The organism is Nocardiopsis eucommiae (assembly GCF_965344335.1).
Lineage (GTDB): Bacteria > Actinomycetota > Actinomycetes > Streptosporangiales > Streptosporangiaceae > Nocardiopsis > Nocardiopsis eucommiae.
On sequence record NZ_CBDRIY010000014.1, the window covers coordinates 34,753 to 60,436 of the forward strand.

The following is a 25,684-nucleotide window of genomic DNA, read 5'->3' on the forward strand; positions in this document are numbered from 1 at the left end:
GCACAAGAGGACGTGGGCAAAGGTCAAGCGGAGATAACGGCCCACGTTATCCCAGGTCGTTTACTGTGAGCCCCGCGCACGCGGGGATGGACCGCTGGCGGCGCGCACCTGTGCCGGGTGCGAGAAGTGAGCCCCGCGCACGCGGGGATGGACCGGGTCGGTTGTAGGCGTCGGTGTGCTCCGACAGGTGAGCCCCGCGCACGCGGGGATGGACCGGCCCGCTCGTAGTCCGGGCTGCCGGTGAGCAGGTGAGCCCCGCGCACGCGGGGATGGACCGAAACTCGCACAGGGTCTCGCGTCCGCCACGGGGTGAGCCCCGCGCACGCGGGGATGGACCCGGCGATCGGCCCCGACGCCTGTCGGCCTTCCTCGGCGTCAGAGGAACACGCCACCGGAAACCTCGAGGCGCTGGGCAGTAGCCCAGCGCAGGCCGTCGGAGGCCAGCGTGGCGATGGCGTCGCCGATCTCTTCGGGTTCGCCGACGCGGCCGAGCGCCGTTTGTTCGGCAAGGCCCTGGCGCATCTGGGCATCGTCGCGCATGGCTCCGCCGTTGAAGTCCGTGGCGGTCGGCCCCGGAGCGATCGAGTTGACCCTGATACCGCGCGTGCCCAGCTCTGCGGCCAACGTGCGGCTCAGGGCCTCGACGGCGGCCTTGGAGGCGGAGTAGACCGAGGTCGCCGGGCTGGTGTGACGGGTCAGTGACGACGAGACATTGATGATGCTGGCGCCCTGAGCCAGTAGCGGCACGAGCGACTGGATGAGGAAGAACGTGCCCCGGACATTCGTGTCGAACACGGTGTGGAAGTCGTCGAGCGTGACAGCTTCCAGCGGGCCGAAAACGCCCACTCCCGCGTTGTTGACCACGATGTCGAGGCCCGAGGCGCCACCCCAGTGTTCGAGTAGTCCTCCCAGTTCATCAACGAAGGCCGTGAAGGAGGGGACATCGCCGATGTCGAGTCGCAGCACGGCTGCGGCCGCGCCGGCGGCCCGCACCCGCCGTGCCGTCTCCTCGGCGCCGTCCGCGTCACCGCGATGGGTGACGACGACATCCACCCCGCGCGCCGCGAGGGCCAGAGCGGTGCTCCGTCCCAGGCCACGGTTGGCGCCGGTCACCAAAGCGATCCTGTTGTCAGCCATCACATGCTCCTTCACCACAGGGCACCCGAAAGGGAGAAAGTGCTACGCATCAGATACGAGTCGAGTGACTCGGCTCTCTTTGAACCGTACTCAGGCCAAGAGAGGCGAGTCAAGTGACTCGCCTCGGTTTTGGGGCATACTGCGTACATGGCAGCAGAGCTCTCCGCGCATCACCGCCGACTCGCCCAGCGCAAGCGCGAGTCGATCGTCTCCGCAGCCACGGAGTTGTTCCTGGAGCGCGGTTACGACGGCACCTCGCTCGCCCGCATCGCCGAGGCGGCGGCGGTCTCCAAGTCCACGCTCTTCAAGCAGTTCCCGACCAAAGCGTCCCTCTTCGAGGCCATCGTCACCGAGTCCTGGCAACGTGACGCCGACGGCGGTGTCGCGCGGCCCGAGGCCGGAGACCTAGGCTCCGGACTGCGGTGCATCGGTCACCGCTACGCCGATCTGATCGGCCAGCCCGGCATGACAGCCCTGTTCCGCATCGTCATCGCCGAGCTGCCCCGTTTCCCCGAACTGGGAAGGATGCAGTTCCGGCTCGGCAAGATGCCCTACTTCACCTCCGTCCAGCACTACCTGGAAGCCGAGCACGAGGCCGGCAACGCCGATGTCCCCGACGCCGTGAGCGCCGCCAACCAGTTCCTCGGCATGATCGCCAACTACGTTCTGTGGCCTCGTATGCTGCTGACCGACTGGAGCCCCACGCCCGCCGACACCAGCTACGCCGTCGAGCAGGCCGTGCAGACCATGCTCGCCCGCCACGCCTCCGACCCGTCGGCCTGATTCGCCCGTCCATGCGTCGGGGGCTGAGCCGGAGCCTCCGGGGTGCGAGTGAAGCGATGCGGTCCCGGCCCTCGCCTCGGACCGACTCCCTAGGGCCCCCGTGACCTCGCGCTCCAGTGGGCGCCCTGCGAGACGAAGCTCTTGGCTGGTCGAGGAGCACCCAACCGGACATCCGCGCCAAGCTCCGTGTCCTCCCCTTCTGGGCAGCAGGTCTCTGAAGAAGGACTGACCCTCTCGGAGGGGGAGGGGCGTCCCGTGACGCCCGGGTTCCCCTTCGCTGTGGGAACGGGGGTTGCGGTTGACGTGACGTCAACGTCTAGCTTCGTTTTGTGGCCGGAGGTACCGGCTGGACGAGGGGAGACGGATGTCGTGGTCGATGGGTGAGGTCTGCCGGTTGAGCGGGGTGACCTCCCGGACACTGCGCCACTACCACCACGTGGGACTACTGATCCCGGAGAGTACCGGGCCGGGCGGGCTGCGCCGTTACGGCGAGCGCGAACTGCGCAGGCTCCAACGTGTCCTGGTCATGCGTGAGCTCGGGCTGGGCTTGGCGGACATCCGTCGTGTCCTGGACTCGCAGCAGGACGAGGCGGAGGCGCTCCGGCAGCACCTGTGTGACCTGGAGGCGGAGCGGGACCGTCTCAGCGTCCTCGTCGACACCGTGCGTCGCACGGTGGACACCCTGGAGGGAAGCGACGTGACCAGCAGACCCGAGGAGCTCTTCGACGGCTTCGACACCGCCCACTACTCCGAGCGGGCTCGCGTCGAGTGGCCGCGGCAGTGGGAGCGGGCCCGGGAGGCGATGGCCTCCGTCGACGGTGAGCGGATGCGTGCGGAGGCCGCGGAGGCGATGGGCCGGATGGCCGCCCTCCTGAGGGCGGGCACGCCGGTGGCGGCGCCGTCGGTCCAGGCGGAGATCGAGGTGCACTACCGGCAGGTGTGTGTGATGTGGACCCCCGACGCCGACGCCTTCGCCCACCTGGGGCGGGTCTACGCCGAGGACGGCCCGTGGCGTGAGGTGTACGAGAGCGTCACCCCCGGACTGGCGGACTACCAGCGCGAGGCCATGGAGGTCTTCGCCGAGCAGCTGAGGGAGGGCGCGTGATCCCCGCGCACTGGACGGCTCACCACCGGGAGGAGGACGGCGAGGTCCTGGGCTACCTGAGACCGGAGGGGGGTGGTGCCTACGTGCCGGTGAACCCGTTCGGTCAGCCCCTGGGTCACGCGGCTTCGGAACACGAGGCGCGGGGCGTCCTGGACGACCAAGGCCTGGCCTCCCTGGCCGAGCTCTGGCACATGACCCTGCCGGGGCGCGCGGAGCCGGTGACGGTGCGGATCGTCGAGGTCACGCCGGAGCACGTGCGGGTGGCCAACGCCGACTACGGGTTCGAGGAAGCCGACATCGGCCACGTGTTCGTCCTGGACGTCCCCGCGCGGCTACAGGACGTCCGGGGAGGTGTCCAGGACCGTGCGGTCACGGGAGGCGACCAGGCGGAACCAGGCCTCGGTCCGGGGTAGTTCGTGGCGGAAGAAGTACGCGGCGGCTGCGCGCTTCCCCTCGTAGAAGTCGCCCTCCTTGCCGTGGGCGGCCGTGAGCTGCTCCAACCACATCCAGGCCACCACGACGTGACCGACCGCCTCCAGGTAAGGGGTGGCGTTGGCCAGCGCGGCAGCCGGGTCCCCGTCGGACCAGGCTGCGGCGGTGGCCTCGGTCATCCGGTCCAGAGCGGCGGAGAGGAGCCCCGCGTACTCGGTCTCGGTGCTGTCGTCCACGGCGGCGCGGGCCGTCTCCACCAGCAGGGACAGCCGGGCTCCGTGGTCCAGGACGGCCTTGCGGCCCAGCAGGTCCAGCGCCTGGATGCCGTGCGTGCCCTCGTGGATGGCGTTGAGCCGGTTGTCCCGGTAGTGCTGTTCCACGTCGTACTCGCGCGTGTAGCCGTACCCACCGTGCACCTGGATGGCCAGGCTGTTGGCCTCCAGGCACCACTGCGAGGGCCAGCTCTTCACGATCGGAGTGAGCACGTCCAGGAGCAGGTGCGCCCGCCGGGCGGCCTCGGGTTCGCCGCTGACCTCCTCGTCGGCGAGCCGGGCGCAGTAGAGGACGAGGGCCAGGGCGCCCTCCACGTAGCTCTTCTGCGCCAGGAGCATCCGGCGCACGTCGGTGTGCTCGATGATGGGCACCTGGGGCTGGGCGGGATCCTTCGCGCCGAGGGGGCGGCCCTGGAGCCGTTCACGGGCGTAGGCGAGTGACTTCAGGTAGCCGGTGTAGCCGACCGCCGTCGCCCCGGCCCCCACGCCGATCCGGGCGTGGTTCATCATGTGGAACATGTACCGCAGCCCCTGGTGGGGCTCGCCCACCAGGAAGCCGATCGCGCCCGGTGCGCCGCCGGGGGTGTGGCGGCCCTCCCCGAAGTTCAGGAGCGCGTTGACGGTGCCCCGATAGCCCATCTTGTGGTTGAGTCCGGCGGTGACGACGTCGTTGCGCTCCCCGTCGGCGAGGTGCTTGGGCACGACGAAGAGCGAGATGCCCCTGACCCCGGGCGGCCCGCCGGGGATCCTGGCCAGGACCAGGTGGACGATGTTCTCGGTCAGTTCGTGGTCGCCGGCGGAGATCCACATCTTGTTGCCGAAGAGCCGGTACGCGTCGCCGTCGGGTTCGGCGCGGGTGGTGAGGTCGGCCAGCGAGCTTCCCGCGTGCGGCTCGGACAGGCACATCGTGCCCGTGTAGCGCCCCTCCACCATGGGTCGGACGAACGCGTCGATCTGCTCGGGGGAGCCGTGGGCCAGCAGCAGGGAGGCGTTGCCCGAGGTGAGGAAGGGGTAGGCGGCCGTGCCCGGGTTGGCGGCCTGGAAGTAGGCGTCGCAGGCGCTGGAGACCACCCGGGGGATCTGACCGCCGCCCACGGAGGCGTCCATCGCCAGGGAGGAGAGCCCGGTCTCGGCGTGCACCCTCAGGGCCCGGCCGACCTCGGGGATGACGTGCACGCGTTCACCGTCGAAACGGGGTTCGTGGGCGTCACTGGTCTTGTTGTGCGGGGCGAAGTGGTCGGTGGCCACGCGTTCGGCCAGGTCGAGCGCGCCGTCGAAGGTCTCCCGCGAGTGGTCGGCGTACCGCGGCCTGCGTGTGAGGGCCTCGGCGTCGAGCCATTCGTAGAGCAGGAACCGGAGGTCGCGCCTGGACAGCAGGGTGGACGTCACGGGTTGCCTCCCAGAGTGATCAACCGACTGGTCGGTATGCTACCGGTTCGGCTTCCCGTCCGGGTGGCCGGGGTCTACGCTGGTGCCACCAACCGGAGTCGAAGCCAGGAACCCGCGCATGCCCGAGAACTCGCCCACCGTGCTGTTGCTGAACGGCCCCAACCTCAACCTGCTGGGCACCCGTGACCCCGAGCAGTACGGAACCACCACCCTCGCTGAGGTCGAGGAGCGGGTGACCGCCCTCGGAAGGGAACTGGGTGTGGAGGTCGTCTGCGCCCAGACCAACAGTGAGGGCGGCATGGTCGACCAGGTCCACGCGGCCCGGCACTACGCCGGTGTGGTGATGAACCCCGGCGCCTACGCCCACTACAGCATCGCCCTGCGCGACGCGGTGGACGCGATCGAGGCGCCCGTGGTCGAGGTGCACATCTCCAACATCTACGCCCGTGAGGAGTTCCGCCACACCTCCGTCACCGCGCCGGTCGCCGCCGGGTACGTGGCGGGGTGCGGGATCCTCGGCTACGAACTCGGCCTGCGCGCGGTGCTGTCCCGCGCGGCGGAACGAGCCGCTCTGGCCTGACCCGTCAGCCCCACAGCAGTGCCTGGCCGGGGACCTGTTCCCCGCCGGAACCCGACCGTCTCGACCTGCACCGCAGGCAGGTCACCGGGCTGGTGGACGGGCGCAGGCGCATGGGGTCGTCGGCGGCGGCGCACACGACCGCCGGGATCTCCACGCCCACCCAGACCCGGGTGGTCAGTTCGTGGACGATGCTGCCGTCGCCGATCCGGGCCGCCCTCGCGTCGGCCAGCTCCGACCGGCGGCGGCGCAGCGTGGCCGCCAGGTGCCGGACCTCGGGGGCGGGATCCTGGCCGGGAGCGGCCTGCGAGGGTGCGGCCTCCGGCGCGGTGGCCTCCGCTGAGTCGGCCTCCGGGGCGGGCGGCACCCGTGGGACGGGGCCGAACCCGGGGAGGGGAACGGAACCCGGGATGGGGACGGAGTCGGAGGCGGGGTGTTCGGTCATGCACCCAGGATGCCCTGCCGGGCCCGGCTCCGCACACGGGCGCGCGGAGCCCGAACCGACTGGTCGGTACGTCGTGGGGTCGAGAGAACGGCACTCAACGGAAGGTCATCAGGTCCGGGCCGCCGTGTTCCAGGTGGGCGTGGTCGTTGAAGGAGAGCAGCCGGGTTCCGCCGCGTCCGTGCACCAGCTTGGTCACCGACCCGTTGACCACCACCCGGTTCATCGCGACGAACACCGGCTCCGGCGCCCGCATCAGGGTCGCGCAGGCGGTGGCGATCACCCCGGCCGAGGTGAACACGAGCGCCGTGCGCCCCCTGGTGAGGGAGGTCGCGAGCTCGTCCAACGCCGCGCGCACCCCGTCGCGGAAGGCTGTCCAGGAACCCTCGCCGGTCGCGTCGGAGGCCGTCCACGCGTGCAGCGAGGCGTCCAGCCGCTCCTGGAGGGTGCCGGTTCCGGTCGTGTGGCGCTCCAACAGGCGCAGGTGGTCGTACTCGTTCCACGGGTCGGCCACGGGTTCCGGACCCGACCCGCCCGCCCCGTCCAGGCCGCGCAGCGCCGCGACGGCGGTCTGCCGCTGGCGGCGCAGGGTCCCGGTCACCACGGGGCCGAGTTCCAGCCCGCGTCGGGCCAGCTCCGCCCCCACCAGCCGGGACTGTTCGTGCCCGGTGGCGCTCAGTTCGTCGTAGTCCGCCGCCTCGGGGGAGGCCTTACCGTGGCGGATCAGGTAGATCGTCGGCATGGCGACACAGTACGGGCGACCCGTCACGGAGGGACACCCCGGGTCCGCTCCGCCGCGAAACACCGGGCCCGGCAACCACACTTCTCGCCTCCCGGCCGGTATCAATGGAACCGGCGGCCCCCCACCCCCGAAGGCCTGTCCCTTCGTCGGTGAGGAGAACATGGGAGAGCTGCCCCTTGAGGGCCACACCCCGCGGAGCCGGATCAGGGCCGTGGCGACGGAGGTCCGGGACCGCCTGTCGGCCAACGCCTCCCTGATCGTGCTCGCGGTCATCGCCGCCACACTGGCCTGGACCATCGCGGGCGGCCTCGTCCAGGACCACCGGCCCTTCTTCGCCCCCATCGCCGCCGTCATCGCGCTCAACGCCTCCGGCGGGGAACGCGGCGCGCAGGCCCTGCGCCTGCTCATGGGCGTGTTCATCGGCATCCTCGCGGGCGAGCTCAGCCTGCTGGTCACCGACCTCAACGAGGTGGCCATGGTGCTGGCCACCGCGTGCGCCATGACGGTGGCCGCCGCGATCAACGCCGAACGGATCATCATCGGCCAGGCCGCAGCCAGCGCCATCCTGACGACGATCTTCGTCGGTGGTGCCAGCCCCGGCATCGACCGGCTCGTGGACGCCCTCATCGGCGCCGGTGTGGCGCTCGCCTTCAGCCAGCTGTTCTTCCCGGCGCGGCTGGTGGCCCTGCTCCGACGGATCGAGGAGGACGCGCTCAACGAGATGGCCAGCATGCTCGCTCTGGTCGGCCGCTCCCTGGAGGACGGGGAGACCTCCAGCGAACAGGTGGTCAACCGGCTCGGAGACCTGAGCCGACCCATGGCCGAGCTCAGCCGGGCACGCGAGAGCAGCAAGTCCACGATCCGGCTCTCCACCATCCGCTGGGGCGACCCGCAGCCCGTCCTGGAGGAGGACGAGGTCATCGAGCGGCTGATCCTCCTCGGCGAGAGCTGTCTGTTCCTGGCCCGGACCACCACCGCCATGGGCGTGGAGGAACAACGCGAGCTGGCACCGATCGTGACCGACATGGCCGACGTGCTCACGATCCTGGCCGACGACCTCAGCAGCCGTGAGGCCCGGGAACGGGCGGTGGAGCGGGCTCTGACGGCCGCGCGCGCCTACGGGACCGGCGCACCCGAGGACGACCCGGTCACCCACGCCACCCACCTGGCCGTGGAGATGGTCGCCGCCGACATCATGGTGTTCGCCGGGATCAGGTTCGAGGAGATCGAGGACGTCCTCCAGGGCGACCTGGAGGATCCCACCGTCCCCCACCCGCCGGGGGAACCCTGGCTGCCGTGGCTGAGCTGGCGTCCCCGGTGGCGCCCCCGCTGGCGGGTCCGGGCCCGTCTCCCGTGGCGCCGCCCCGGGGACCGGTGATCCGTGTTCCGGTGCCGAGGCGGTGCGGGGACGGCGCACGGTGCTCCGTGGCCCCGGCTTCCTGGTTCCGGGGGTACCCCCGGGGCCCCGCACCACGGCCGAGGGCCCCTGAGCACGGAGACTCAGGGGCCCTCGGACACCGGGAGCGGAACGCCCGCCCGGCTCAGCCGACCTGCGAGGACGGCTCGAAACGCACCACCACCGACTTCGACGTGGGCGTGTTGCTGACGTCCGCGGTGGAGTCCAGCGGCACCAGCACGTTGGTCTCCGGGTAGTACGCGGCCGCGCTGCCACGGGCGGTGGGGTAGTGCACCACCCGGAAGTGCGGCGCCCGCCGCTCGCGGCCGTCCGACCACTCACCCACGAGGTCCGTGTAGGCCCCGTCCTCCAGCCCCAGTTCGGCGGCGTCCTCGACGTTGACCAGCACGACCCTCCGACCGTCCGTGATGCCCCGGTACCGGTCGTCCAGGCCGTAGATCGTGGTGTTGTACTGGTCGTGCGAGCGCAGCGTCTGCAACAGCAGCCGTCCCTCGGGGACCTCCGGCGCGTAGGTGCCGTTCACCGTGAAGTTGGCCAGACCGGTCGCGGTCGGGAACTTCCGGTCGTCACGGGGGGCGTGCGGCAGGGCGAACCCCTCACGCTTGCGCGCCCGTGTGTTGAAGTCCTCGAAGCCCGGCACGACCCGGGACACGTGGTCGCGCACCCGGTCGTAGTCGGCCATCCGGTCCCAGTCCACCGGGTCGTTTCCGAAGACCCTGCGCCCCAGTCCGCGGACGATGTCCACCTCCGAGCGCATCCCCTCGGACAGCGGCGGGAGCACGCCGTGCGAGGCGTGCACGAGACCCATCGAGTCCTCCACCGTCACCCACCGCTGCTCACCGTCGTGCTGGTCGCGGTCGCTGCGGGCCAGGGCGGGCAGGATGAGGGCGCGGGTGCCGGTCACCACGTGCGAACGGTTGAGCTTGGTGGACACGTGCACCGTCAGCCCCACCTGGCGCATCGCGTCCTCGGTCACCTCGGTGTCCGGCGAGGCGGCCACGAAGTTGCCGCCCATGGCGATGAACACGCCCACCTCGCCGCGGGCCATCGCCCGGATCGAGTTCACCACGTCGTGCCCGTGCTCGCGTGGCGGTTCGATCCCGAACTCGGCGCCCAGGGCGTCCAGGAAGGAGTCGGCGGGCCGCTCGAAGATGCCCATCGTGCGGTCGCCCTGCACGTTGGAGTGGCCGCGCACCGGGCACACACCCGCGCCCGGCCGTCCCACGTTGCCGCGCAGCAGCAGGAAGTTGACCACCTCGCGGATGGTCGGCACCGAGTGCTTGTGCTGGGTCAGCCCCATCGCCCAGCACACCACGATCCGCTCCGAGGCCACCACCATGGCGGTGAGCTCCTCGATCAGGGAACGGGTGAGCCCGGTGTCGCGCTCGGTGCGCGCCCAGAACTCGTCCTCGGGCTCGGCCAGCAGCGCCTCGGAGAACTCCTCGAACCCGTGCGTGAACGAGTTCACGAACCCGTGGTCGAGGACCTTCTCGCCACGCTGGTCGGCCTCCAGCAGCAGCCGGTTCACCGCCGAGAAGAGCGCGAGGTCGCCGCCCACCCTGATCTGCGCGAACAGGTCGGTCAGCTCGGTGCCGCGCCCCAGCAGGCCCCGCGCGTACTGCGGGTTGCGGAACGCCTTCATACCCGCCTCGGGCAGCGGGTTCACCGTGACGATCCGCGTGCCGCGCCGCTTCGCCTTCTCCAGAGCGGACAGCATCCGGGGGTGGTTGGTGCCCGGGTTCTGCCCGGCCACGATGATCAGGTCGGCCTCGTACATGTCCTCCAGGGACACGCTGCCCTTGCCCACGCCCAGCGTCTCGACGAGCGCGGACCCGGACGACTCGTGGCACATGTTCGAGCAGTCGGGCATGTTGTTGGTGCCGAGCTGGCGGGCGAACAGCTGGTAGGCGAAGGCCGCCTCGTTGCTGGTGCGGCCCGAGGTGTAGAACACCGCGCCGTCGGGCGTGTCCAGCCCGCGCAGCTCCTCGGCGATCATGTCCAGGGCGCGGTCCCAGGAGACGGGCTCGTAGTGGGTGGCGCCCTCGGCCAGGTACATGGGCTCGGTCAGGCGGCCCTGCTGCCCCAGCCAGTACCCGGAGCGCTCGAAGAGGTCCGAGACCGGGTGCCTGGCGAAGAAGTCCGGGCCCACGGTCCTGCGGGTGGCCTCCTCCGCGACGGCCTTGGCTCCGTTCTCGCAGAACTCGGCCGTGTGGCGCTTGCCCGGCTCCGGCCAGGCGCAGCCGGGGCAGTCGAAGCCCTTCTTCTGGTTGACCGCGAGCATCGCGGGCAGCCCGCGCAGCACCCCGGCCTGGTCGTTGACGTGGCGCACGCTGTTGAGCACGGCCGGGATGCCCGCCGCGCTCTGCTTGGGAGGCCCGACCTCCGGCGCGTCCTGGGCGGGGTCGGGCATGTCCGAGTCGTGGTGTGTCACAGTTCGAATTCTCTCACCGAGTCGCCCTCTGTCCAGAGGTCCCGAATAGTTAAGTGCTGAATGGGCCGAACATATCAAGGGTTCGGGCGTTGTTGTTGCAGGGGTCCCGGCACATGTATTCTTGCGCGATGTTGCTGAGCCAGCTGAAGTACCTGACCGCGCTGGCCAAGGAACGCCATTTCGCCCGTGCGGCCGAGGCTTGCCACGTGTCCCAGCCCGCCCTGTCCGCCGCGATCCGCAAGCTCGAGGCCGAGTTCCGCGTCCCCATCGTCAGGCGGAGCAACCGGTTCATCGGGTTCACCCACGAGGGGGAGCGGATCGTCGCCTGGGCGCAGCGCGTCCTGGCTGAACACGACATCCTGGTGGAGAACGTCAGGAGCCTGAGGGAGGGGTTGAGCGGTCGTCTGCGGATCGGGGCCATACCCACCACCCTGAGCTCCATCTCGCTCATCACCAGCGCCTTCAGCGAGATGCACCCGCTGGTCACGCTGTCGGTGGTCTCCATGACCTCGAAGGAGATCGAGCGGGCCCTGGCCGACTACCAGATCGACGTCGGCCTGACCTACGTCGACAACGAACCTCTGGAGAACGTGCGCCAGCAGGCCGTCTACCGGGAGCGTTACGCCCTGCTCACCGAGGAGCAGGGGCTGCTCGACGGCCGGGAGACCATCACCTGGGCCGAGGCCGCCGAGGTGCCGCTGTGCCTGCTGTCCCCGGACATGCAGAACCGCCGCATCGTCGACCAGGCGTTCCGTCGGGCGGGGGTCGAGGCGGCACCCCGGGTCGAGACCAACTCGGTGAGCGCGCTGTGCTCGTTCGTCAACGAGACCCGCTGGTCAGCGGTCATGCCGCACGCCTGGCTGTCCCTGCACGCGGTGCCCGAGGGGATGCGGGCCATCCCGCTGGTGGAACCCGAGGTCAGCAAGCAGATCGGGCTGGTCGTCGCGGACCGGGACCCCGAACCCGTGCTGGCCCGCGCCCTGCTGGACACCGTCGCCGTCGCCGACCTCCAGGCGCGGTTGGACCTCCATCACCCGGAGGCCCTCGTCCCCGGGATCACGCTCTGATCCCCGCCAGGGGCCCGATCCGGGCCCTTGATAACCAGAACCTATCGTTCGACAATGAACGTGTATTTGATTCTCGTCACACAAGGTGTGACGATGGCGCATGCTTGTGCCGCTTCCCCGTAATAATCGGGAATGCGGAAGCGCATTCCGGTCGGAAAACAATCATGAGGATGAGTAGTGCTGTCGTTTCTCGATCGTGACAAGAGCGTCGCGCCGCCCGGATACAGCCGCTGGTTCATCCCGCCCGCCGCGCTCGCCGTACACCTGTCCATCGGCCAGGTGTACGCCTTCAGCGTCTTCAAGACCCCGCTCGTCGAACGCTTCGACACGACGCTGACGGCGATCGGCGTGGTCTTCAGCATCTCCATCGTGATGCTGGGTCTCTCGGCGGCCTTCGGCGGCAAGTGGGTGGAGCGGAACGGCCCCCGCAAGGCCATGTTCGTGTCCGGACTCTGCTGGGGCACCGGCTTCCTGGTCGGCGCCCTCGGTGTGGCCACCGGCCAGCTCTGGCTGCTCTACCTCGGCTACGGCGTGATCGGCGGGATCGGCCTCGGTATCGGGTACATCTCCCCGGTGTCCACCCTGATCAAGTGGTTCCCGGACCGGCCCGGCATGGCCACCGGCCTGGCGATCATGGGCTTCGGCGGCGGCGCGCTGATCGCCTCGCCCCTGTCCGCCGCGCTCCTCGACCGCTTCGGTGAGACCCCCGCCGACGCGATCGTCCCCGCCTTCCTCATCCTCGGCGCCGTGTACTTCACCGCCATGATGCTCGGCGCGATGACGGTCAAGGTCCCGGCGCCCGGGTGGCGCCCGGACGGATGGCAGCCGCCGACGGACACCGCGGGCACGCCCGCCGTGGACCCCGCCAGCGAGGGCGTCAGCGTGGAGCGGGCCTTCCGTACCCGCCAGTTCTGGCTGCTGTGGATCGTCCTGTTCTGCAACGTCACCGCGGGCATCGGCATCCTCGAACAGGCCGCGCCGATGGTCCAGGACTTCTTCACCGGGGTCGGCCCGGCCGAGGCCGCGGGCTACGTCGGCTTCCTGTCCCTGTGCAACATGCTCGGCCGGTTCGTGTGGTCCTCCACCTCCGACCTCCTCGGCCGCAAGCGCACCTACATCGGCTACCTGGGGCTCGGGAGCCTGCTCTACGTGCTGATCGCCGTGGCCGGGACCAGCTCGGTGGTGCTCTTCGTGGCGGTCACCGGGGTCATCCTGTCCTTCTACGGCGGCGGTTTCGCGACCATCCCGGCCTACCTCAAGGACCTGTTCGGCTCCTTCAACGTCGGAGCCATCCACGGTCGGATCCTCACGGCCTGGTCGTGCGCGGGGATCGCCGGGCCGCTGATCGTCAACGTGATCGCGGACCAGCAGCTGGCGGCGGGCCGTTCCGGAGCCGACCTGTACACCTTCTCGCTGTACCTCATGGTGGGTGTGATGGTGGTCGGGTTCGTGGCCAACGCGCTGGTGCGCCCCCTGCCCAAGGCCGCGCCCGTGGCGGAGCCGAAGGACGCCGACACGTCCCGGGAGCCCGTGTGAGCGCCGGGGCCCACGAGACCGTGGACCACCGAGCAGACCGAGGGACCCCGTCGGGGTCGGTGAAGGAGGATCCGATGGAACAGCGGACACGTGACCAGGCGTCGAAGGGCGCCGCGCTCTTCCTGTGGGCGGTCGTGGTCGTCGCCCTGGGCTACGGCGTGGTGAGCACCGCGATCCAGGCGGCAGCCCTGTTCACCGGGTAGGACGTCGCCCGCCGGTCAGCCGACGCTCCCCGCGAAGGTGACCGGCGGGTACAGCGGGACGAAGTCCTGGTCGTGGAACTCGACCGTGTACTGGATCTGGCGGTCGTCCTCGTCGGCCCAGCAGTCCTCGTCCCAGCTGCCGGACTGGCCGGGCTCCAGGCTCTCCGGCGGGTTCACGCTGTCGCCCAGCACGGGTGAGCCGGACTCGCGGAGCGGGTCGCCCACCGAGCACGACCGGGTCACCAGGCCGCTCGGCACGGTCGCGGAGCCCTCGTTGGTGACCTCCACGGTCCAGGACAGATAGGGCAGGTCGCCCTCCTCGCCGGTGTCCGGGTCGACACCGCCCTCCTCGACACGGCGCTCGAACCCGCTCAGCCCGATGGAGAACCCGTCACCGAAGTCGTGGGTCTGGTCGAGGTCGACGACGACCGGGTCGAACCCGGTCTCGGGCCGCTCCTCGACGTCGTCGGGATGCGTGCTGCGAGGGGCGGGAGGGGCTGGTGGGTCGGGTTCCTCCGAGGTGCCCTGGACCCACCACCCCGCGCCGAACCCGATGATCAGGGCGACCACGGTACTGATCGCGGTCACGATCCAACCGGTTCTGGTCATGTGGGGGCGTCCTTCCCGGGGCGGGCCCTCAGGCCCGGGGCTCAGGGCGACCGTACCGCACACCGTCCCGCCTGGGAGGGCGCACCCGGGGTACGCGGGGGCGGGCGAACGGTGACGCCCCTCGACGTAGCGGGTCGAGACCAGGGAACGACGCGTCCGGGGGTCGGGATTCCTAGCGTGAAGCCATGAACCCAGCGCACAGTCCCGCTTCGCCCCGACGGAGCGGGCCGGGGCTCCCGTTCCCCGTCCTCGTCGCCCTGGCCCTGCTGGCCGCTCCCCGGGTGGTCCTGCACGACCTCGGCGTCATCCGGGAGGGCACCCTCGTCAACGCCCTGTTCGTGTTCGTCCCGCCGCTGGTGTGGATCGCCGTGGTGCTCTGGCGCCGTGTCCCGAACCCGTTCGGGACGCTCCTGACAGTGGGGCTCCTGTACGGGGTGTTCCTGATGCTCGGACACCAGATCCTGTGGACCACGGCCTGGGAGGGTGACCCGCCGACCCTCGGCGGCAATCTCAGTGAGCTCCCGCCCGTGGCCCACGCGCTGATCACGCGCGGCTTCGCGGCGCTGAGCAGTGTCGTCACCGGCATTCTGGTCGGGGCGGTCTGCGGCCTCCTCGCCTGGGCCGCCGACAGGGTGCTCCACCGGGCGGAACGGACCGCCGCCCCCTGAGCCGCGCCGCCCGGTCGTGGGGGCAGTCCTCAGTTGACGGCGACGGGGGCGCCACCGGTGATGCGCAGGAGCTCGGCGTGGTCGGTCGGGAAGACCGTGTGGGGGGTGCCTCCCGCCGCCCACAGTCGCGGGTAGTCCGCCAGAGCCGGGTCCACGACGGTCTCGACCGGCGCGGGGTGCCCGATCGGTGCCACCCCGCCGATGGCCTGGCCGGTGGCCTCCCGGACCTGTTCCGGGGTGGCGCGCCTGATCACCTCCCTGCCCAGGCGCTCGGCCAGCAGGGTGACGTCCACCCTGTGCCGTCCGCTGGTCATCACCAGCAGGGGCGCGCCGTCGGCCATGAACACCAGGCTGTTGGCGATCGCGCCGACCTCGCAGCCCAGGGCCTCGGCCGCCTCGGCGGCGGTCCGGGTGGACGCGGGCAGCGCGCGCACCCGTCCTCCGACTCCCAGCGCGTCGAGAGCCCGCGACACCTCGCGGCTGCGTTCCGGTAGGTCCTGGACCTGGTCCATCTCGATCCCTTCGTCGTCTCCGGCCGCAGGCTATCGGAGCACGGCCGACGGCGGGGACCGAAGCGGATACGCCCGGCCGCCGTCACTCAGCCGACCGGCGGGCCGAACCAGCGGGACAACGCCGCGTCCAGTGTCGGCCGCTCCTGTCCCGCCCACGCCACGTGGCCGTCCGGGCGCAGCAGCACGGCGGGCACGTCCAGCTCCTCACAGGGGTCGACGACGTGGTCGACCCGGTCCGCCCACCCCGTGACCGAGTACCGTCCGGTCCGGTCGAGGAGGAGGCCCCGCCCGCCGCGCAGCAACTCGTAGAGGCGCCCCCGCTCCAGGGTGAGGTCACGGCACGCGCGCCCCACCAGGTCGGGGCCCTCCCCGAAGTCGTAGCGGACCGCGAGCGCCGTGATCCTCTCGGTCAGGTAGCGGTTCACGTCCTCGAAGTCCATCAGCCGGGTCATCAGGCGCCGTACCGCCTGTGGGCCGGGCTCGGTGGACATCAGCTGCATCTGCGCGCGGGTGAGGTCCAGCACGTCGGCGGCCACGGGGCGGCGTTCGGACGCGTAGCTGTCCAGCAGCCCCTCCGGCGCCCGGCCCCGGACCTCGGCGGCCAGCTTCCATCCCAGGTTGAAGGCGTCCTGGACGCCGAGGTTGAGCCCCTGGCCGCCCACGGGCGGGTGGACGTGCGCGGCGTCCCCGGCCAGCAGGGTCCTCCCGACCCGGTACCGGTCGGCCATGCGGGTGGCGTCGCCGAACCGCGACAGCCAGCGGGGGGAGTGCACGCCGAAGTCGGTCCCCGCCACGGCGGTCAGCCGTTCCCGGAACTCCTCCAGCGTCGGGGGGACGGTGCGGTCCTCGGACACCCCTGCGGCGGGCACGATGACGCGGTGGACCGCGCCGTCGATCGGGGCGAGACCGAACCGCTTCTGGGTCCGGCGCACCTCGGTCACCACGGCCGCCACCGTCTCGGGGGAGGCGCTCACCTCCATCTCGCCCAGCAGGGTCTCGGAGGTGGAGGGCTCCCCAGGGAAGTCCACCCCGAGGAGGCGGCGCACGGTGCTGCGGCCCCCGTCGCAGCCGACGAGGTACCGGGCACGGGGTCGGGTGCCGTCCGCCAGAACGACACCCACCCCGTGTTCGTCCTGCTCCAACCCGACCACCTCGGCGCCCCGCCGTACCCGGGCGCCGAGCTCCACGGCGTGTTCGGTCAGCAGACGGTCGGTGACGGGCTGGCGGATTCCGAGCACGTACGCGTGCGCGGAGTCCAGCCCCTCCGGGGCGGGTGCGGGGATGCCCGCGAAGAACCCGCCGAGGGGGTACCGCGTCCCGTGCTCCAGGAACCGGTCGAGCAGTCCTCGCTGGTCCATGATCTCGATGCTGCGTGCGTGCAGTCCGAGGGAGCGGACCACCCTGGTCGGTTCCTCGTCCCGTTCCAGGACCAGCACTTCCACGCCGTGCAGACGCAGTTCACCGGCGACCATCATGCCGGTGGGACCGCCGCCGACCACGATCACGTCCACGTCCATACGTTCCCCGTTCCCTGTCCCGGGGCGCCCCGTGTGGGCTCCGGTGACGAGGACGATTCTGTGCCCCGGACCGGGGCCCGTGGCAAGCCACCGGGCCCGGCGGTCGGAGGAACCCTCACGGGACTGGTGGGTCAGGGGGTGATCAGGTGGCCGTCGTACCCGGCCGCCACCAGGTACGCGTAGGCCTCACGGACCCGGTCGGGGACCTCCTGCGGGACCGCGAACCCCCGGGCCGGGTACTCCATCACCCGTTGCAGGTCGCCCACCATCGTGTCCATGACGAGGCGGTCGTCGCCCACACTGCCCAGGTACTCGTCGAACCCGGTCCGCGCCGAGGCGCTGACCGTGTCCACCTCGGGCCAGACCCTGCGCGTCGTGGCGTGCGCACGGCGTTCCATGTACGGCTTGCTCACGAGCATCACCGAGCGGACGGTGATCCCCGCGTCCGCGAGCAGGGCGCGCGAGTGTCGGAGGTTCTCACCGGTGTTGGTGGCCCGGGTCTCCATCAGGATCGCGGCGTCCGGGACACCCCGACCGAGGACGTGCTCGCGGTAGTGCACGGCCTCGCCCCGGGGGAACCGCGCGAGAGTGGAGGGGCTGTTGGCTCCGCTGATCACCATGCGGGGGAAGAACCCGCGCCGGTACAGGTCCGCGGCGGTCGTGGCCACCCCGAGGTCGTGGCTGCCCAGGACCACCGCCACGTCGCACCCGCGCGGTTCCTGGTCCAGGCGCTGGTAGTCCCAGACGATCCGGGCCCGCTGGCGGACCTCCTCGGTCAGCTCCGCGTTCGCTCCCACACCGTTCCCTCCGCCGCCGTTCCCTGTCCCTCGCACCCTAGAACGGCGGCGGAGCGGTCAGCAGACGCTGTCGCTCGGCTTGGGCACGCCCAGGCCGAAGAGAGTGCGGGCCCGCAGACCGGCCCAGGTCCCGGCCAGGGCGAAGACCGCCCACAGCCAGCCGTGGAGGCTGCCCGAGCCGATCCCGGCGAGGTAGGCGCCGATGTTGCAGCCGCCCGCGAGCCGGGCGCCCACACCCATCAGGATCCCGCCGACCAGACCGGCGGCCACCAGGTTCCAGCTCAGACCGGTGTGCCACTTCCAGGTGCCCGCGGCCCCGGCGGCCACCGCCGCGCCCAGGATGATGCCGATGTTGGTCAGGCTGTTCTTGTCCTGGAGGACCGGACCGGCCAGCTGTTCGGCCTGGCCCGGCTGGGACCAGAACGCCCAGGTCTCGGGCTGGAGCCCGACCAGCTGGAGGGCCTTGGCGCCCCACAGGTTGAAGGCCGAGGTGATGCCCCACGAGCCCCCGGAGACCACGAGCACGCCGGTGCCCAGGACGGCCAGCACCAGGGCTCCGGCCATCAGGGGCCAGCTGCCGCGTACGATCCGCGCCACTCCCTCGGCGGACGGCGGGGCGCCCACGGGCGGGGGGACGCGCCGGTTCTGGACGAGCCGGGTGACGACCACGATGGCGACCAGGGCCGCGATGGTGACGAGCCAGGACCCGCCCCAGCCGACGTGGTCGGAGAGCAGCACCGGCGGGATCGCGGGCAGGTCGGAGACCAGCGGCCAGGCGAGGCTGTAGATCTGCGAACCGACGATGAAGCCGAAGAGTGTGATGAGGATGGCGGACTGGCCGGAGCCGACGGCGAAGAGCGTGCCCGAGGCGCAGGCGCCGCCGAGCTGCATGCCGATCCCGAACAGGAAAGCCCCCGCGAACAGGGCGATGCCGATCGGCCCGGCCGAAGGAGCGGGCTCGTTTCCGAACAGGCCGGTACCCGTGCCGATGACCAGTGCGAACAGGGTCGCGGTCGTGCCGAGCAGGACCGCGTGGGCGCGCAGGCCGGTGCCGTTGCCCACGGCGAGGAACTGCCGCCAGGCGGAGGTGAAGCCGAACCGGGAGTGGAACAGCGTGAAGCCCAGGCCGGTGCCCAGGAGCAGAAGAACGGCGGGCAGGGCGCCGTGTTCGGACCAGACGAACGCGGCCAGGCCGAGGGCGCCGAGCAGCGCGATTCCCAGCGGCCACCAGCGCACGGGTTCGGCCGCGGGAGCCCGCGGCGGCGGGACCGAGAGGGTGGGGTTCCACTTCAGGGCCAGGGCGGGAGAGACGTCCGACCCGGAATTTCCGGTCGGCTTGGTGGGTGTTGCGGTCACAGGGATGTGTCCAAACGTGACGGGGTGGGGCGACACGGGGTCGCGGGAACGCCAAGGGCACACCGGTGCCGCGTCGGAGCGCGGGAGACGGTCGGGTCAGCGCACGCGGAGACGGCACCGGCGGCGACAGAGGCCGTCATCGGTGCTCGTGAGCGACATGGAGATCAGAGCCATGCGCAGAAAACGTGTGGGACCGGACATGGGGGTGATTCTAGGGCATGGCTCCGACCGCACCCGGGGTCGGGGTCGGGGAGGCCCCGGGTGGAGCTGGTGGAACGGGGCTCAGCCGGTCGGAACCAGGGTGATCGTGCCGTTGTCGGTCCGCGCGGTGACCGTGCTCGTGCTGGAGTCGTCGGTGGGGAGCTCGTTGACGACCTCGCCGTTGTCGAAGGTCTCGAAGACCGCGTACGGGCCGCCGGGCAGCGCGACCGTCGCGACGCCGTTGTTGGTGCTCACCTCCACCTCCGTGGGGGCCTCGGAGAAGACGGCGTCGATGCTGCCGTTGTCCGTGGCGGCGCTCACGGAGTCGGAGCCGATCCCGGTGAGGTTCATGTCGCCGTTGTCGGAGGTCAGGGTGAGCGGTCCGGTGACGTCCGAGACCTCGACCGTTCCGTTGGCCGAGGCCAGCTCGATCGGGGCGGTGAAACCGGAGACGTCGACGGCGCCGTTGTCGGTCTCCACCGCCAACGCGGTGTCGGCCGGGACGTACACCCGGTAGCCGACCCGGCAGTCGGAGATGGCACCGCATCTCACCTCCAGGGTGAGCGTGTCACCGACCAGTTCCCAGTCCCCGCCCGCGTCGCCCGAGGCCTCACGGACCACCCGGACCTGGTCGGTGTCGTCGGGGATGATCTCCAGTGCGGCGTTGTCGACCTCGACGATGAGGAGTTCGGGCACGTCCTCGTAGGTCTTCTCCTCCGGCTCGCCGAGCTCGTCGACCTGACCGCACGCGGCGAGCAGCCCCAGGGTCAGGAGCGCTCCACCGGTGGTGAGGGCGACGCGGGTGGTCGGCGGGTTCATGGGGTCTCCTCGTGTCGGGGGCGGGCCGTGAACCCGGCCAGGGCGGTGATCAGGGTGTCCTCGACGGCCCGCGCGTCCACGGCCTCGGGGTCGGCCAGGTGCTCCATGGACAGGCCGTTGGTCAGGCAGTGCAGGGTCAGGGCGACGGTCTCCGGCCCGGCGGTGAACCGGACTCCGTGCCGCTCGGTGAGTTCGGTGACCAGCGCGGTGACGGTCTCGCGCTGGGCGCGGCGGGTCCGGGTGACGGCGGCGGCCGTGGGGCCGTGCCGGGTGGCGTGCGCGGCGAACTCCAGCGCGAGACGACCGCGCTGGGTGTCCTCGGTGACGTGCAGGGCGATCCCGCGGGCGATCGCCACCACCGCGTCCTCGGGGGTGGCGGACCGTTCCAGGGCGGTGGAGGCGAACCGGTGGTCGGCGCGATCGCCGAGCACGGCGGCGAAGAGGTCCTGCTTGCCGCCGAAGTTGGAGTAGACGGCTCCCTTGGTGAACCCGGCGGCGCGTGCCACGTCGTCCAGACGGCTGTCCGCGTAGCCCCGCTCCGCGAACACGCGCGCGGCGGCGGCGAGCAGTCGGCGGCGCACCTCCGCGCGGGGCACGCGGGGCGTGGGTTCCGGTGGGCCGTCCATGCGGTGAACCTAACATGCCGACCGGTACCGGATACCCGTGGGTATCCGGCGGCCGGCCGGCGTCAGGGGAGGGTCACTCCGTGTCGTAGACGCGGACGTAGTCCACGACCATCTCCTGCGGGAGCTGGGTGGTCTCGTCCGGGTAGCCGGGCCACTCGCCGCCCACGGCGACGTTGAGGATCATGAAGAACTCCTGGTCGAACACCCAGTCGCCGCTCACGTCGGCGGGGGTGACGGTGTTGAAGGGAACGTCGTCGACCGACCAGGTGATGGACTCGGGCGTCCAGTCCACCGCGTACACGTGGAAGTCGTCCGGGAACGCACCGCCGTCCGGGTGGTCGTAGGAGGCGCCCACGCCCCCGCCGCCGGAGTAGCCGGGACCGTGCACGGTGCCGTGGACGGTGCCGGGCTCGCTGCCGATGTGCTCCATGATGTCGATCTCGCCCGAGTCCGGCCACGGGGTGTCCGGGAAGTCGGAGCCGAGCATCCAGAAGGCGGGCCAGACGCCCTGGCTGGTCGGCACCTTGATCCTGGCCTCGATGCGGCCGTAGGCGTGCTCGACGTTGTTCTGGGTGGTCAACCGCGCGGAGGTGTAGCCGCCGTCGGCCTCCTGACGCGCGGTGATGACGAGGTTGCCCTCGCCGTCCAGGGCGGAGTTGTCCCGGCTGGTGGTGTAGTTCTGGAGCTCCTGGTTGCCCCAACCGTGGTCGCCGGTCTCGTGGTTCCAGTTCGCGGGGTCGGGGGCGTCGCCCGCCGCGCCGTCGAACTCGTCGGACCACACCAGCGCGGCCTGTGAGGCGTCGGTGGAGGTCAGTTCGCTGTTGTCGGTCACGTCGCTTCCGGTCCAGGTCAGGGCGGTGGCGGTGAGAGCGAAGGCGGCTCCGAGGCCAACGGTGGTGGTGACGGTGCGGCGCACGGTGCCGCCGCTCCGGGGTGTCGCGGTCGATCGGTGGCCCATGGTGGTCCTCCGGGGGTCGGGGGGCGGGTCCGGGCCTCGGTACGCGCGGGCCAGCGGGTCTCGCGCGGGTCCGAGGGGCCGGCGCACTCTGCTGAACGAGTGTTAAGCGACTGTACGGTCGCGCTCCGTGGTGTCACAAGGGGGTCTCGGGGGGAAATTGGGAACGCTCCCATCTCTGGGGTCTGCGCGACGGAAGTCGGGCGTCGGGCGTCGGGGGTCCGACGGGGTCGACTGCGGGTGCGGTCGCGCGCGGAGATCGCCCGCGACCCGTCGTTCCCTCCCGCCCCCGGGTCCGCCTGTCAGGCGCCCGTCCGGTACGGCTTCGGGGTTCCGTGGCGACTCACTGCCCTCAAAAATAATTAATTAGTATTTATTCTTGACGTTACCTGGATCACTCTGGCATTCTCGACTCCAGTCGAAGTGGCTGTTCACGCAGGTCAAACGCGTGTGCCCAACGCCAAGGAGTAGGCCATGGTCAGGCGACCACCACCCCCGAGGAGCCGAGCGCTCGTCTCCCTCGCCGCCGCCCTGTGTGTGCTGGTTCTCGCCGGATGCGGCGCGCGGCTGGGAGAGGACGGCCGTGTCGGCGTCGTCTACATGGACGCCCAGGGGTTCTACGCGGGAGTCCGGCAGGGCATGCAGAGCCACGCCGAGGACTCCGGACGCGAACTCCAGTTGCTGGAACTCAACGCTCGCGGCGACGCCTCCGAGGAGAGCACCTTCGTCGACGTGGCGGCCTCGGCGGGCGTCGACGTCCTGGTCCTGTCCCCGGTCTCGGCCACCGCCTCGATCCCCGCCCTGCGTCTGGCACACGAGAGCGGGGTGCCTGTCGTCTGCTACAACACCTGCATCGAGGACGAGGCCGCTCGCGAGTACGTGACCGCCTACATCCTCGGCGACCCCCACGAGTTCGGCCGCCAGCTCGGCGACGCCGCCGCGGACCACTTCGAGGGTGAGGGTGTGGACGACCCGCGGATCGCCGTTCTGAACTGCGAGTTCGTCGAGGTCTGCGTCCAGCGCCGCGAGGGGTTCGAGGAAGCGCTCTTCGCCCGCCTGCCCGAAGCCCGGATCGTGGCCAACCAGGAGGGGGCCACCATCGACGAGGCCGTCGACGTGGGCGAACGGCTCCTGACCGCCCACCCCGACCTGGACGCCTTCTACGGCGAGGCGGGCGGCGCCACGATGGGCGCGGTCAGAGCCGTCGGCAACCGGGGCCGCACCGGGGACGTCGTGGTCTTCGGCAGCGACATGTCCACGGACGCGGCCCGCGCCCTGGCCGACCACCGCGTCCTCAAGGCCAACGTCGACATCTCCGGCACCGCGGTCGGACTGCTCGCGGGAGAGACCGTCGAGCGCGTCATCGCGGGGGAGGAGCCCGAGGAGTTCGTCACCCCGGCACCCATCGACCTCTACACCACCCCCGAGCACGGAGAAGAGTGGCTGGAGACGCACCCGGACGGCATCCCGTGACCGCCCGCCCCTTCGCGCCAACTTCCGCCGTCCCACCTGTGGAGCACCCATGAGCGAGACCACCGCCGACGCCGCGGCTCCCGACGCCGAAGTCGTGGCCCGCGTCCGAGGCGCCACCAAGAGCTACCCCGGAGTCACCGCGCTCGACCACGCTGACTTCGAGATCCGCGCCGGAGAGGTCCGGGCGCTCCTCGGGCGGAACGGCGCGGGCAAGTCCACCCTGATCCGTCTGCTGGCCGGTGTCGAGACGCCCGACGAGGGCCGGATCGAACTCGGCGGCGTCCCGTTCGACGGCGGGGGCGTCCGGCGTGCCGCCGAACTCGGAGTCGGGACCGTCTACCAGGAGCTCAGCCTGGTGCCGGAGCTCTCGGCCGCCGAGAACCTCTACCTCGGCACCTGGCCGACGGGCCGCGGGCGCATCGACTACGCCGCGATGCGAGCGGGCGCGAAGGAGATCTTCGGCGAACTCGGCGTCGACATCGCCTCCGAGACCCGGGTCGGGGAACTTCCCCTGGCCCAGCAACAGCTCGTCGAGATCGCGCGTGCCTTCCTGACGCGGCCCCGCCTGCTGATCCTGGACGAGCCGACCAGCGCCCTGGCCGCGGCTGAGGCCGAGGCCGTCCTGGAGGCCGTCACCCGTGTGGCCTCACACGGGGTCGGGGTCATCTACGTCAGCCACCGGCTGGAGGAGATCCGCCGCGTCGCCGACTCCGTCACCGTCATGCGGGACGGCGCGGTCGTGGAGACGGTGCCCGTCCGGGGTGCCACCACCGACCGCATCGTCTCCCTGATGCTCGGGGACGGGAACGGGGACGAGCGGGCGCAGGCCCCGGTGGCGCGCGTCACGGCCGTCAAGGGTCCTCCGTTGCTGTCGGTCCGCGACCTGTCGGTCCCGCCGAAGATCGAGGACGTCTCGTTCGACCTGCGTCAGGGGGAGGTCCTCGGGCTCGGCGGGTTGATGGGGTCGGGCCGCACCGAACTCCTCCGCGCCCTGGCCGGATTCACCCCGGCCCGGGGCGTGATCGAGGTCGAGGGCACCGAGGTGGTCCGTCCGACACCGCACGCGATGCGTCGGCTGGGTGTGGGGATCACTCCCGAGGACCGCAAGGGAGAGGGCGTGGTCCCTCTCCTGGGCGTCTCGGAGAACATGGTCATGAGCTGGTTCGGCGGGGCCTCCAGAGCGGGGACCGTGCTCCCCTCCCGTGTGTCGTCCCTGGGCCGCGCGCTCATCGAGCGCCTGTCCATCAAGACGGCCGCGCCCGACACCCCGATCGTCAACCTGAGCGGCGGCAACCAGCAGAAGGCCGTCATCGGCCGGTGGCTGCACGCGGGGAGCCGCATCCTGCTCCTCGACGAACCCACCCGAGGCGTGGACGTGGAGGCCAAGGCCCAGATCTACGGCATCGTGCGCGAACTCGCCCAGCAGGGCGCGGCGGTCCTGTTCGTCTCCAGCGAGCTGGAGGAGCTGCCGCTGGTGTGCGACCGCGTCCTGGCCCTGCGCGGAGGACGCCTCGAGGGCGAGTTCTCCGGCGACGACATCACCCTGGACAACATCATGGCCGCCGCGATGGCGGCGTGAACGGCGAGGTAGGAATGACCACCACCAAGATCACCGGCGAGGCGGTCCACGCCCGCGGGGACCTCATCGGCCGCTACGGCCACCGTCTCAACGAGATCGGCCTCCTGGCCGCGATCCTCCTGCTCTACGTCGGTCTCGGCCTCTCGGCCTCCGGCTTCCTGAGCCCGGAGAACCAGCTCGGACTCCTGCGCAACGCGGCGACCATCGGCATCGCCGCGTGGGGCGTCACCCTGGTGATCATCGCCGGGGAGATCGACATCAGCATCGGCCCGGCCGTGGCCTTCGCCTCGGTCATCGTCGCCACGGGTGCGACGGAGTGGAACCTCGGCGTGATCGGCGCCATCCTGCTCACCCTGGCCATGGGCGTGCTCTGGGGCGGTCTCGCCGGGTGGCTCAGGGCCCGGTTCAACGTGCCCTCCTTCATCACCACACTGGGCCTGTGGAGCGTGCTCGGCGGTATGGCGCTCTACATGACCGACGCGCTGCCCGTGCCCCTTCCCGAGAGCGCGCTGCTCGACGTGCTCGGCGGCTCCGTCCTGGGCGTGCCCACGGCCGCGATCGTCATGTTCGTCCTCTTCGCGGTCTTCGCGTACGTCGCCAGGTACACCGCCTACGGGCGCTCCGTCTACGCCACCGGCGGCAACGCCGCCGCCGCGCAGCTCGCGGGCATCAACGTGGCCCGGGTACGCGTCCTGCTGTTCGCCACCACCGGCCTGCTGTCCGCCATCACCGGCGTGCTGCTCGCCGCCCGGCTGGGATCGGGGAACGGCGGTGCCGCCGCAGGGCTGGAGTTCGACGTCATCGCCGCCGTGGTGATCGGTGGGACGGCGCTCGCCGGCGGGCGCGGATCTCTGGTCGGCACCCTCCTCGGGGTCGTCTTCATCACCGTCATCGCCAACGGCCTCGTGCTGCTCGGCGTCAACTCCTTCTTCCAGGACGTGGTCCGCGGCCTCATCATCGTGGGGGCCGTCCTCATCAACGTCATCATCAGCAGGCGCAGCGCCGCCAACCGGCTCGCCTAGCCCGAACAGGGGGACTC

Annotated in this window: 25 protein-coding genes and 1 CRISPR repeat array; of the genes, 12 read left to right on the forward strand and 13 right to left on the reverse strand. The window is 71.1% G+C overall.

Annotated elements, in window-relative coordinates:
• Positions 1–65 precede the first annotated feature (65 nt).
• A CRISPR array of direct repeats spans positions 66–338; the repeat unit is 29 nt; unit sequence GTGAGCCCCGCGCACGCGGGGATGGACCG.
• A 37-nt stretch (positions 339–375) separates the two neighbouring features.
• On the reverse strand, positions 376–1,137 hold the full coding sequence (locus ACRWK8_RS11115; RefSeq protein ID WP_431870050.1) for an SDR family NAD(P)-dependent oxidoreductase: 762 nt from the start codon (positions 1,135–1,137) through the stop codon (positions 376–378).
• Between the two features lie 147 nt (positions 1,138–1,284).
• On the opposite strand from ACRWK8_RS11115, the gene ACRWK8_RS11120 reads away from it, so the two are divergent.
• The 3 genes from ACRWK8_RS11120 to ACRWK8_RS11130 all read left to right on the forward strand — a co-directional run bounded on the left by ACRWK8_RS11120 (position 1,285) and on the right by ACRWK8_RS11130 (position 3,438).
• On the forward strand, positions 1,285–1,920 hold the full coding sequence (locus ACRWK8_RS11120; RefSeq protein WP_431870052.1) for a TetR/AcrR family transcriptional regulator: 636 nt from the start codon (positions 1,285–1,287) through the stop codon (positions 1,918–1,920).
• A 364-nt stretch (positions 1,921–2,284) separates the two neighbouring features.
• Positions 2,285–3,025, forward strand: a complete 741-nt coding sequence (locus tag ACRWK8_RS11125; RefSeq protein ID WP_431870054.1) for a MerR family transcriptional regulator — start codon at positions 2,285–2,287, stop codon at positions 3,023–3,025.
• Entirely contained in the window at positions 3,022–3,438 is a 417-nt protein-coding gene (locus tag ACRWK8_RS11130) for a hypothetical protein (RefSeq protein ID WP_431870056.1), read from the forward strand. Before ACRWK8_RS11125 ends, ACRWK8_RS11130 begins: the two co-directional genes overlap by 4 nt.
• Here the strand turns inward: ACRWK8_RS11130 and ACRWK8_RS11135 are convergent.
• Positions 3,358–5,118 (reverse strand): acyl-CoA dehydrogenase, encoded by a 1,761-nt coding sequence (locus ACRWK8_RS11135; RefSeq protein WP_431870058.1) that lies wholly within the window; start codon positions 5,116–5,118, stop codon positions 3,358–3,360. The two genes, ACRWK8_RS11130 and ACRWK8_RS11135, sit on opposite strands and share 81 nt — an antisense overlap.
• A gap of 118 nt (positions 5,119–5,236) precedes the next feature.
• Between ACRWK8_RS11135 and aroQ the strand changes: the two genes are divergently transcribed.
• The gene (gene aroQ, locus ACRWK8_RS11140) at positions 5,237–5,698 is read left to right on the forward strand and encodes a type II 3-dehydroquinate dehydratase (protein ID WP_378739863.1); all 462 of its coding nucleotides are present in this window, start codon (positions 5,237–5,239) and stop codon (positions 5,696–5,698) included.
• A gap of 4 nt (positions 5,699–5,702) precedes the next feature.
• On the opposite strand, the gene ACRWK8_RS11145 is transcribed toward aroQ, so the two are convergent.
• Both ACRWK8_RS11145 and ACRWK8_RS11150 read right to left on the reverse strand, forming a co-directional pair.
• Positions 5,703–6,140, reverse strand: coding sequence for a hypothetical protein (locus ACRWK8_RS11145; RefSeq protein ID WP_378739865.1), 438 nt, complete (start codon positions 6,138–6,140; stop codon positions 5,703–5,705).
• A 94-nt stretch (positions 6,141–6,234) separates the two neighbouring features.
• Positions 6,235–6,879: a histidine phosphatase family protein gene (locus tag ACRWK8_RS11150; protein WP_431870061.1), complete on the reverse strand. Its 645-nt coding sequence runs from the start codon at positions 6,877–6,879 to the stop codon at positions 6,235–6,237.
• 160 nt (positions 6,880–7,039) lie between these two features.
• On the opposite strand from ACRWK8_RS11150, the gene ACRWK8_RS11155 reads away from it, so the two are divergent.
• A complete protein-coding gene (locus tag ACRWK8_RS11155) occupies positions 7,040–8,257 on the forward strand; it encodes an FUSC family protein (RefSeq protein WP_378739871.1) in 1,218 nt (405 codons plus the stop codon).
• A 163-nt stretch (positions 8,258–8,420) separates the two neighbouring features.
• On the opposite strand, the gene ACRWK8_RS11160 is transcribed toward ACRWK8_RS11155, so the two are convergent.
• Positions 8,421–10,706, reverse strand: coding sequence for an FdhF/YdeP family oxidoreductase (locus ACRWK8_RS11160; RefSeq protein ID WP_378740474.1), 2,286 nt, complete (start codon positions 10,704–10,706; stop codon positions 8,421–8,423).
• Positions 10,707–10,855: 149 nt separating this feature from the next.
• Between ACRWK8_RS11160 and ACRWK8_RS11165 the strand changes: the two genes are divergently transcribed.
• The 3 genes from ACRWK8_RS11165 (at position 10,856) to ACRWK8_RS11175 (ending at position 13,533) form a co-directional block, all read left to right on the forward strand.
• On the forward strand, positions 10,856–11,794 hold the full coding sequence (locus tag ACRWK8_RS11165; protein WP_431870063.1) for a LysR substrate-binding domain-containing protein: 939 nt from the start codon (positions 10,856–10,858) through the stop codon (positions 11,792–11,794).
• Between the two features lie 177 nt (positions 11,795–11,971).
• The gene (locus ACRWK8_RS11170; protein ID WP_378739876.1) at positions 11,972–13,330 is read left to right on the forward strand and encodes an L-lactate MFS transporter; all 1,359 of its coding nucleotides are present in this window, start codon (positions 11,972–11,974) and stop codon (positions 13,328–13,330) included.
• Between the two features lie 74 nt (positions 13,331–13,404).
• The gene (locus ACRWK8_RS11175) at positions 13,405–13,533 is read left to right on the forward strand and encodes an MFS transporter small subunit (RefSeq protein WP_378739878.1); all 129 of its coding nucleotides are present in this window, start codon (positions 13,405–13,407) and stop codon (positions 13,531–13,533) included.
• A 15-nt stretch (positions 13,534–13,548) separates the two neighbouring features.
• Here ACRWK8_RS11175 and ACRWK8_RS11180 read toward each other — a convergent pair whose 3' ends face one another.
• Entirely contained in the window at positions 13,549–14,142 is a 594-nt protein-coding gene (locus tag ACRWK8_RS11180) for a hypothetical protein (RefSeq protein ID WP_431870066.1), read from the reverse strand.
• 185 nt (positions 14,143–14,327) lie between these two features.
• Here ACRWK8_RS11180 and ACRWK8_RS11185 point away from each other — a divergent pair, with 185 nt between their 5' ends.
• Positions 14,328–14,810 (forward strand): hypothetical protein, encoded by a 483-nt coding sequence (locus ACRWK8_RS11185; RefSeq protein WP_378739882.1) that lies wholly within the window; start codon positions 14,328–14,330, stop codon positions 14,808–14,810.
• Positions 14,811–14,839: 29 nt separating this feature from the next.
• Here the strand turns inward: ACRWK8_RS11185 and ACRWK8_RS11190 are convergent, their stop codons facing one another.
• The 7 genes from ACRWK8_RS11190 to ACRWK8_RS11220 all read right to left on the reverse strand — a co-directional run bounded on the left by ACRWK8_RS11190 (position 14,840) and on the right by ACRWK8_RS11220 (position 21,596).
• Positions 14,840–15,322, reverse strand: coding sequence for a YbaK/EbsC family protein (locus ACRWK8_RS11190; RefSeq protein WP_378739884.1), 483 nt, complete (start codon positions 15,320–15,322; stop codon positions 14,840–14,842).
• 86 nt (positions 15,323–15,408) lie between these two features.
• The gene (rox, locus tag ACRWK8_RS11195; RefSeq protein ID WP_431870068.1) at positions 15,409–16,839 is read right to left on the reverse strand and encodes a rifampin monooxygenase; all 1,431 of its coding nucleotides are present in this window, start codon (positions 16,837–16,839) and stop codon (positions 15,409–15,411) included.
• A gap of 131 nt (positions 16,840–16,970) precedes the next feature.
• Complete coding sequence (locus ACRWK8_RS11200) at positions 16,971–17,636, reverse strand: YdcF family protein (RefSeq protein WP_431870070.1); 666 nt, start codon at positions 17,634–17,636, stop codon at positions 16,971–16,973.
• 57 nt (positions 17,637–17,693) lie between these two features.
• Positions 17,694–18,992 carry a YeeE/YedE family protein gene (locus ACRWK8_RS11205; RefSeq protein ID WP_431870072.1) on the reverse strand — a complete coding sequence of 433 codons (1,299 nt, stop codon included), beginning with the start codon at positions 18,990–18,992 and terminating at the stop codon, positions 17,694–17,696.
• Between the two features lie 282 nt (positions 18,993–19,274).
• The gene (locus tag ACRWK8_RS11210; protein WP_378739892.1) at positions 19,275–20,012 is read right to left on the reverse strand and encodes a DUF4097 family beta strand repeat-containing protein; all 738 of its coding nucleotides are present in this window, start codon (positions 20,010–20,012) and stop codon (positions 19,275–19,277) included.
• Positions 20,009–20,638, reverse strand: coding sequence for a TetR/AcrR family transcriptional regulator (locus ACRWK8_RS11215; protein ID WP_378739894.1), 630 nt, complete (start codon positions 20,636–20,638; stop codon positions 20,009–20,011). Before ACRWK8_RS11215 ends, ACRWK8_RS11210 begins: the two co-directional genes overlap by 4 nt.
• Before the next feature lie 73 nt (positions 20,639–20,711).
• Positions 20,712–21,596 carry a glycoside hydrolase family 16 protein gene (locus tag ACRWK8_RS11220; protein WP_378739896.1) on the reverse strand — a complete coding sequence of 295 codons (885 nt, stop codon included), beginning with the start codon at positions 21,594–21,596 and terminating at the stop codon, positions 20,712–20,714.
• 471 nt (positions 21,597–22,067) lie between these two features.
• On the opposite strand from ACRWK8_RS11220, the gene ACRWK8_RS11225 reads away from it, so the two are divergent.
• Genes ACRWK8_RS11225 through ACRWK8_RS11235 form a run of 3 tightly spaced genes read left to right on the forward strand, consistent with a single transcriptional unit; the run spans position 22,068 to position 25,667 of the window.
• Positions 22,068–23,066: a substrate-binding domain-containing protein gene (locus ACRWK8_RS11225; protein ID WP_378739898.1), complete on the forward strand. Its 999-nt coding sequence runs from the start codon at positions 22,068–22,070 to the stop codon at positions 23,064–23,066.
• 49 nt (positions 23,067–23,115) lie between these two features.
• On the forward strand, positions 23,116–24,645 hold the full coding sequence (locus ACRWK8_RS11230; protein WP_431870075.1) for a sugar ABC transporter ATP-binding protein: 1,530 nt from the start codon (positions 23,116–23,118) through the stop codon (positions 24,643–24,645).
• Between the two features lie 14 nt (positions 24,646–24,659).
• The gene (locus ACRWK8_RS11235) at positions 24,660–25,667 is read left to right on the forward strand and encodes an ABC transporter permease (protein WP_431870077.1); all 1,008 of its coding nucleotides are present in this window, start codon (positions 24,660–24,662) and stop codon (positions 25,665–25,667) included.
• Positions 25,668–25,684: the final 17 nt, after the last annotated feature.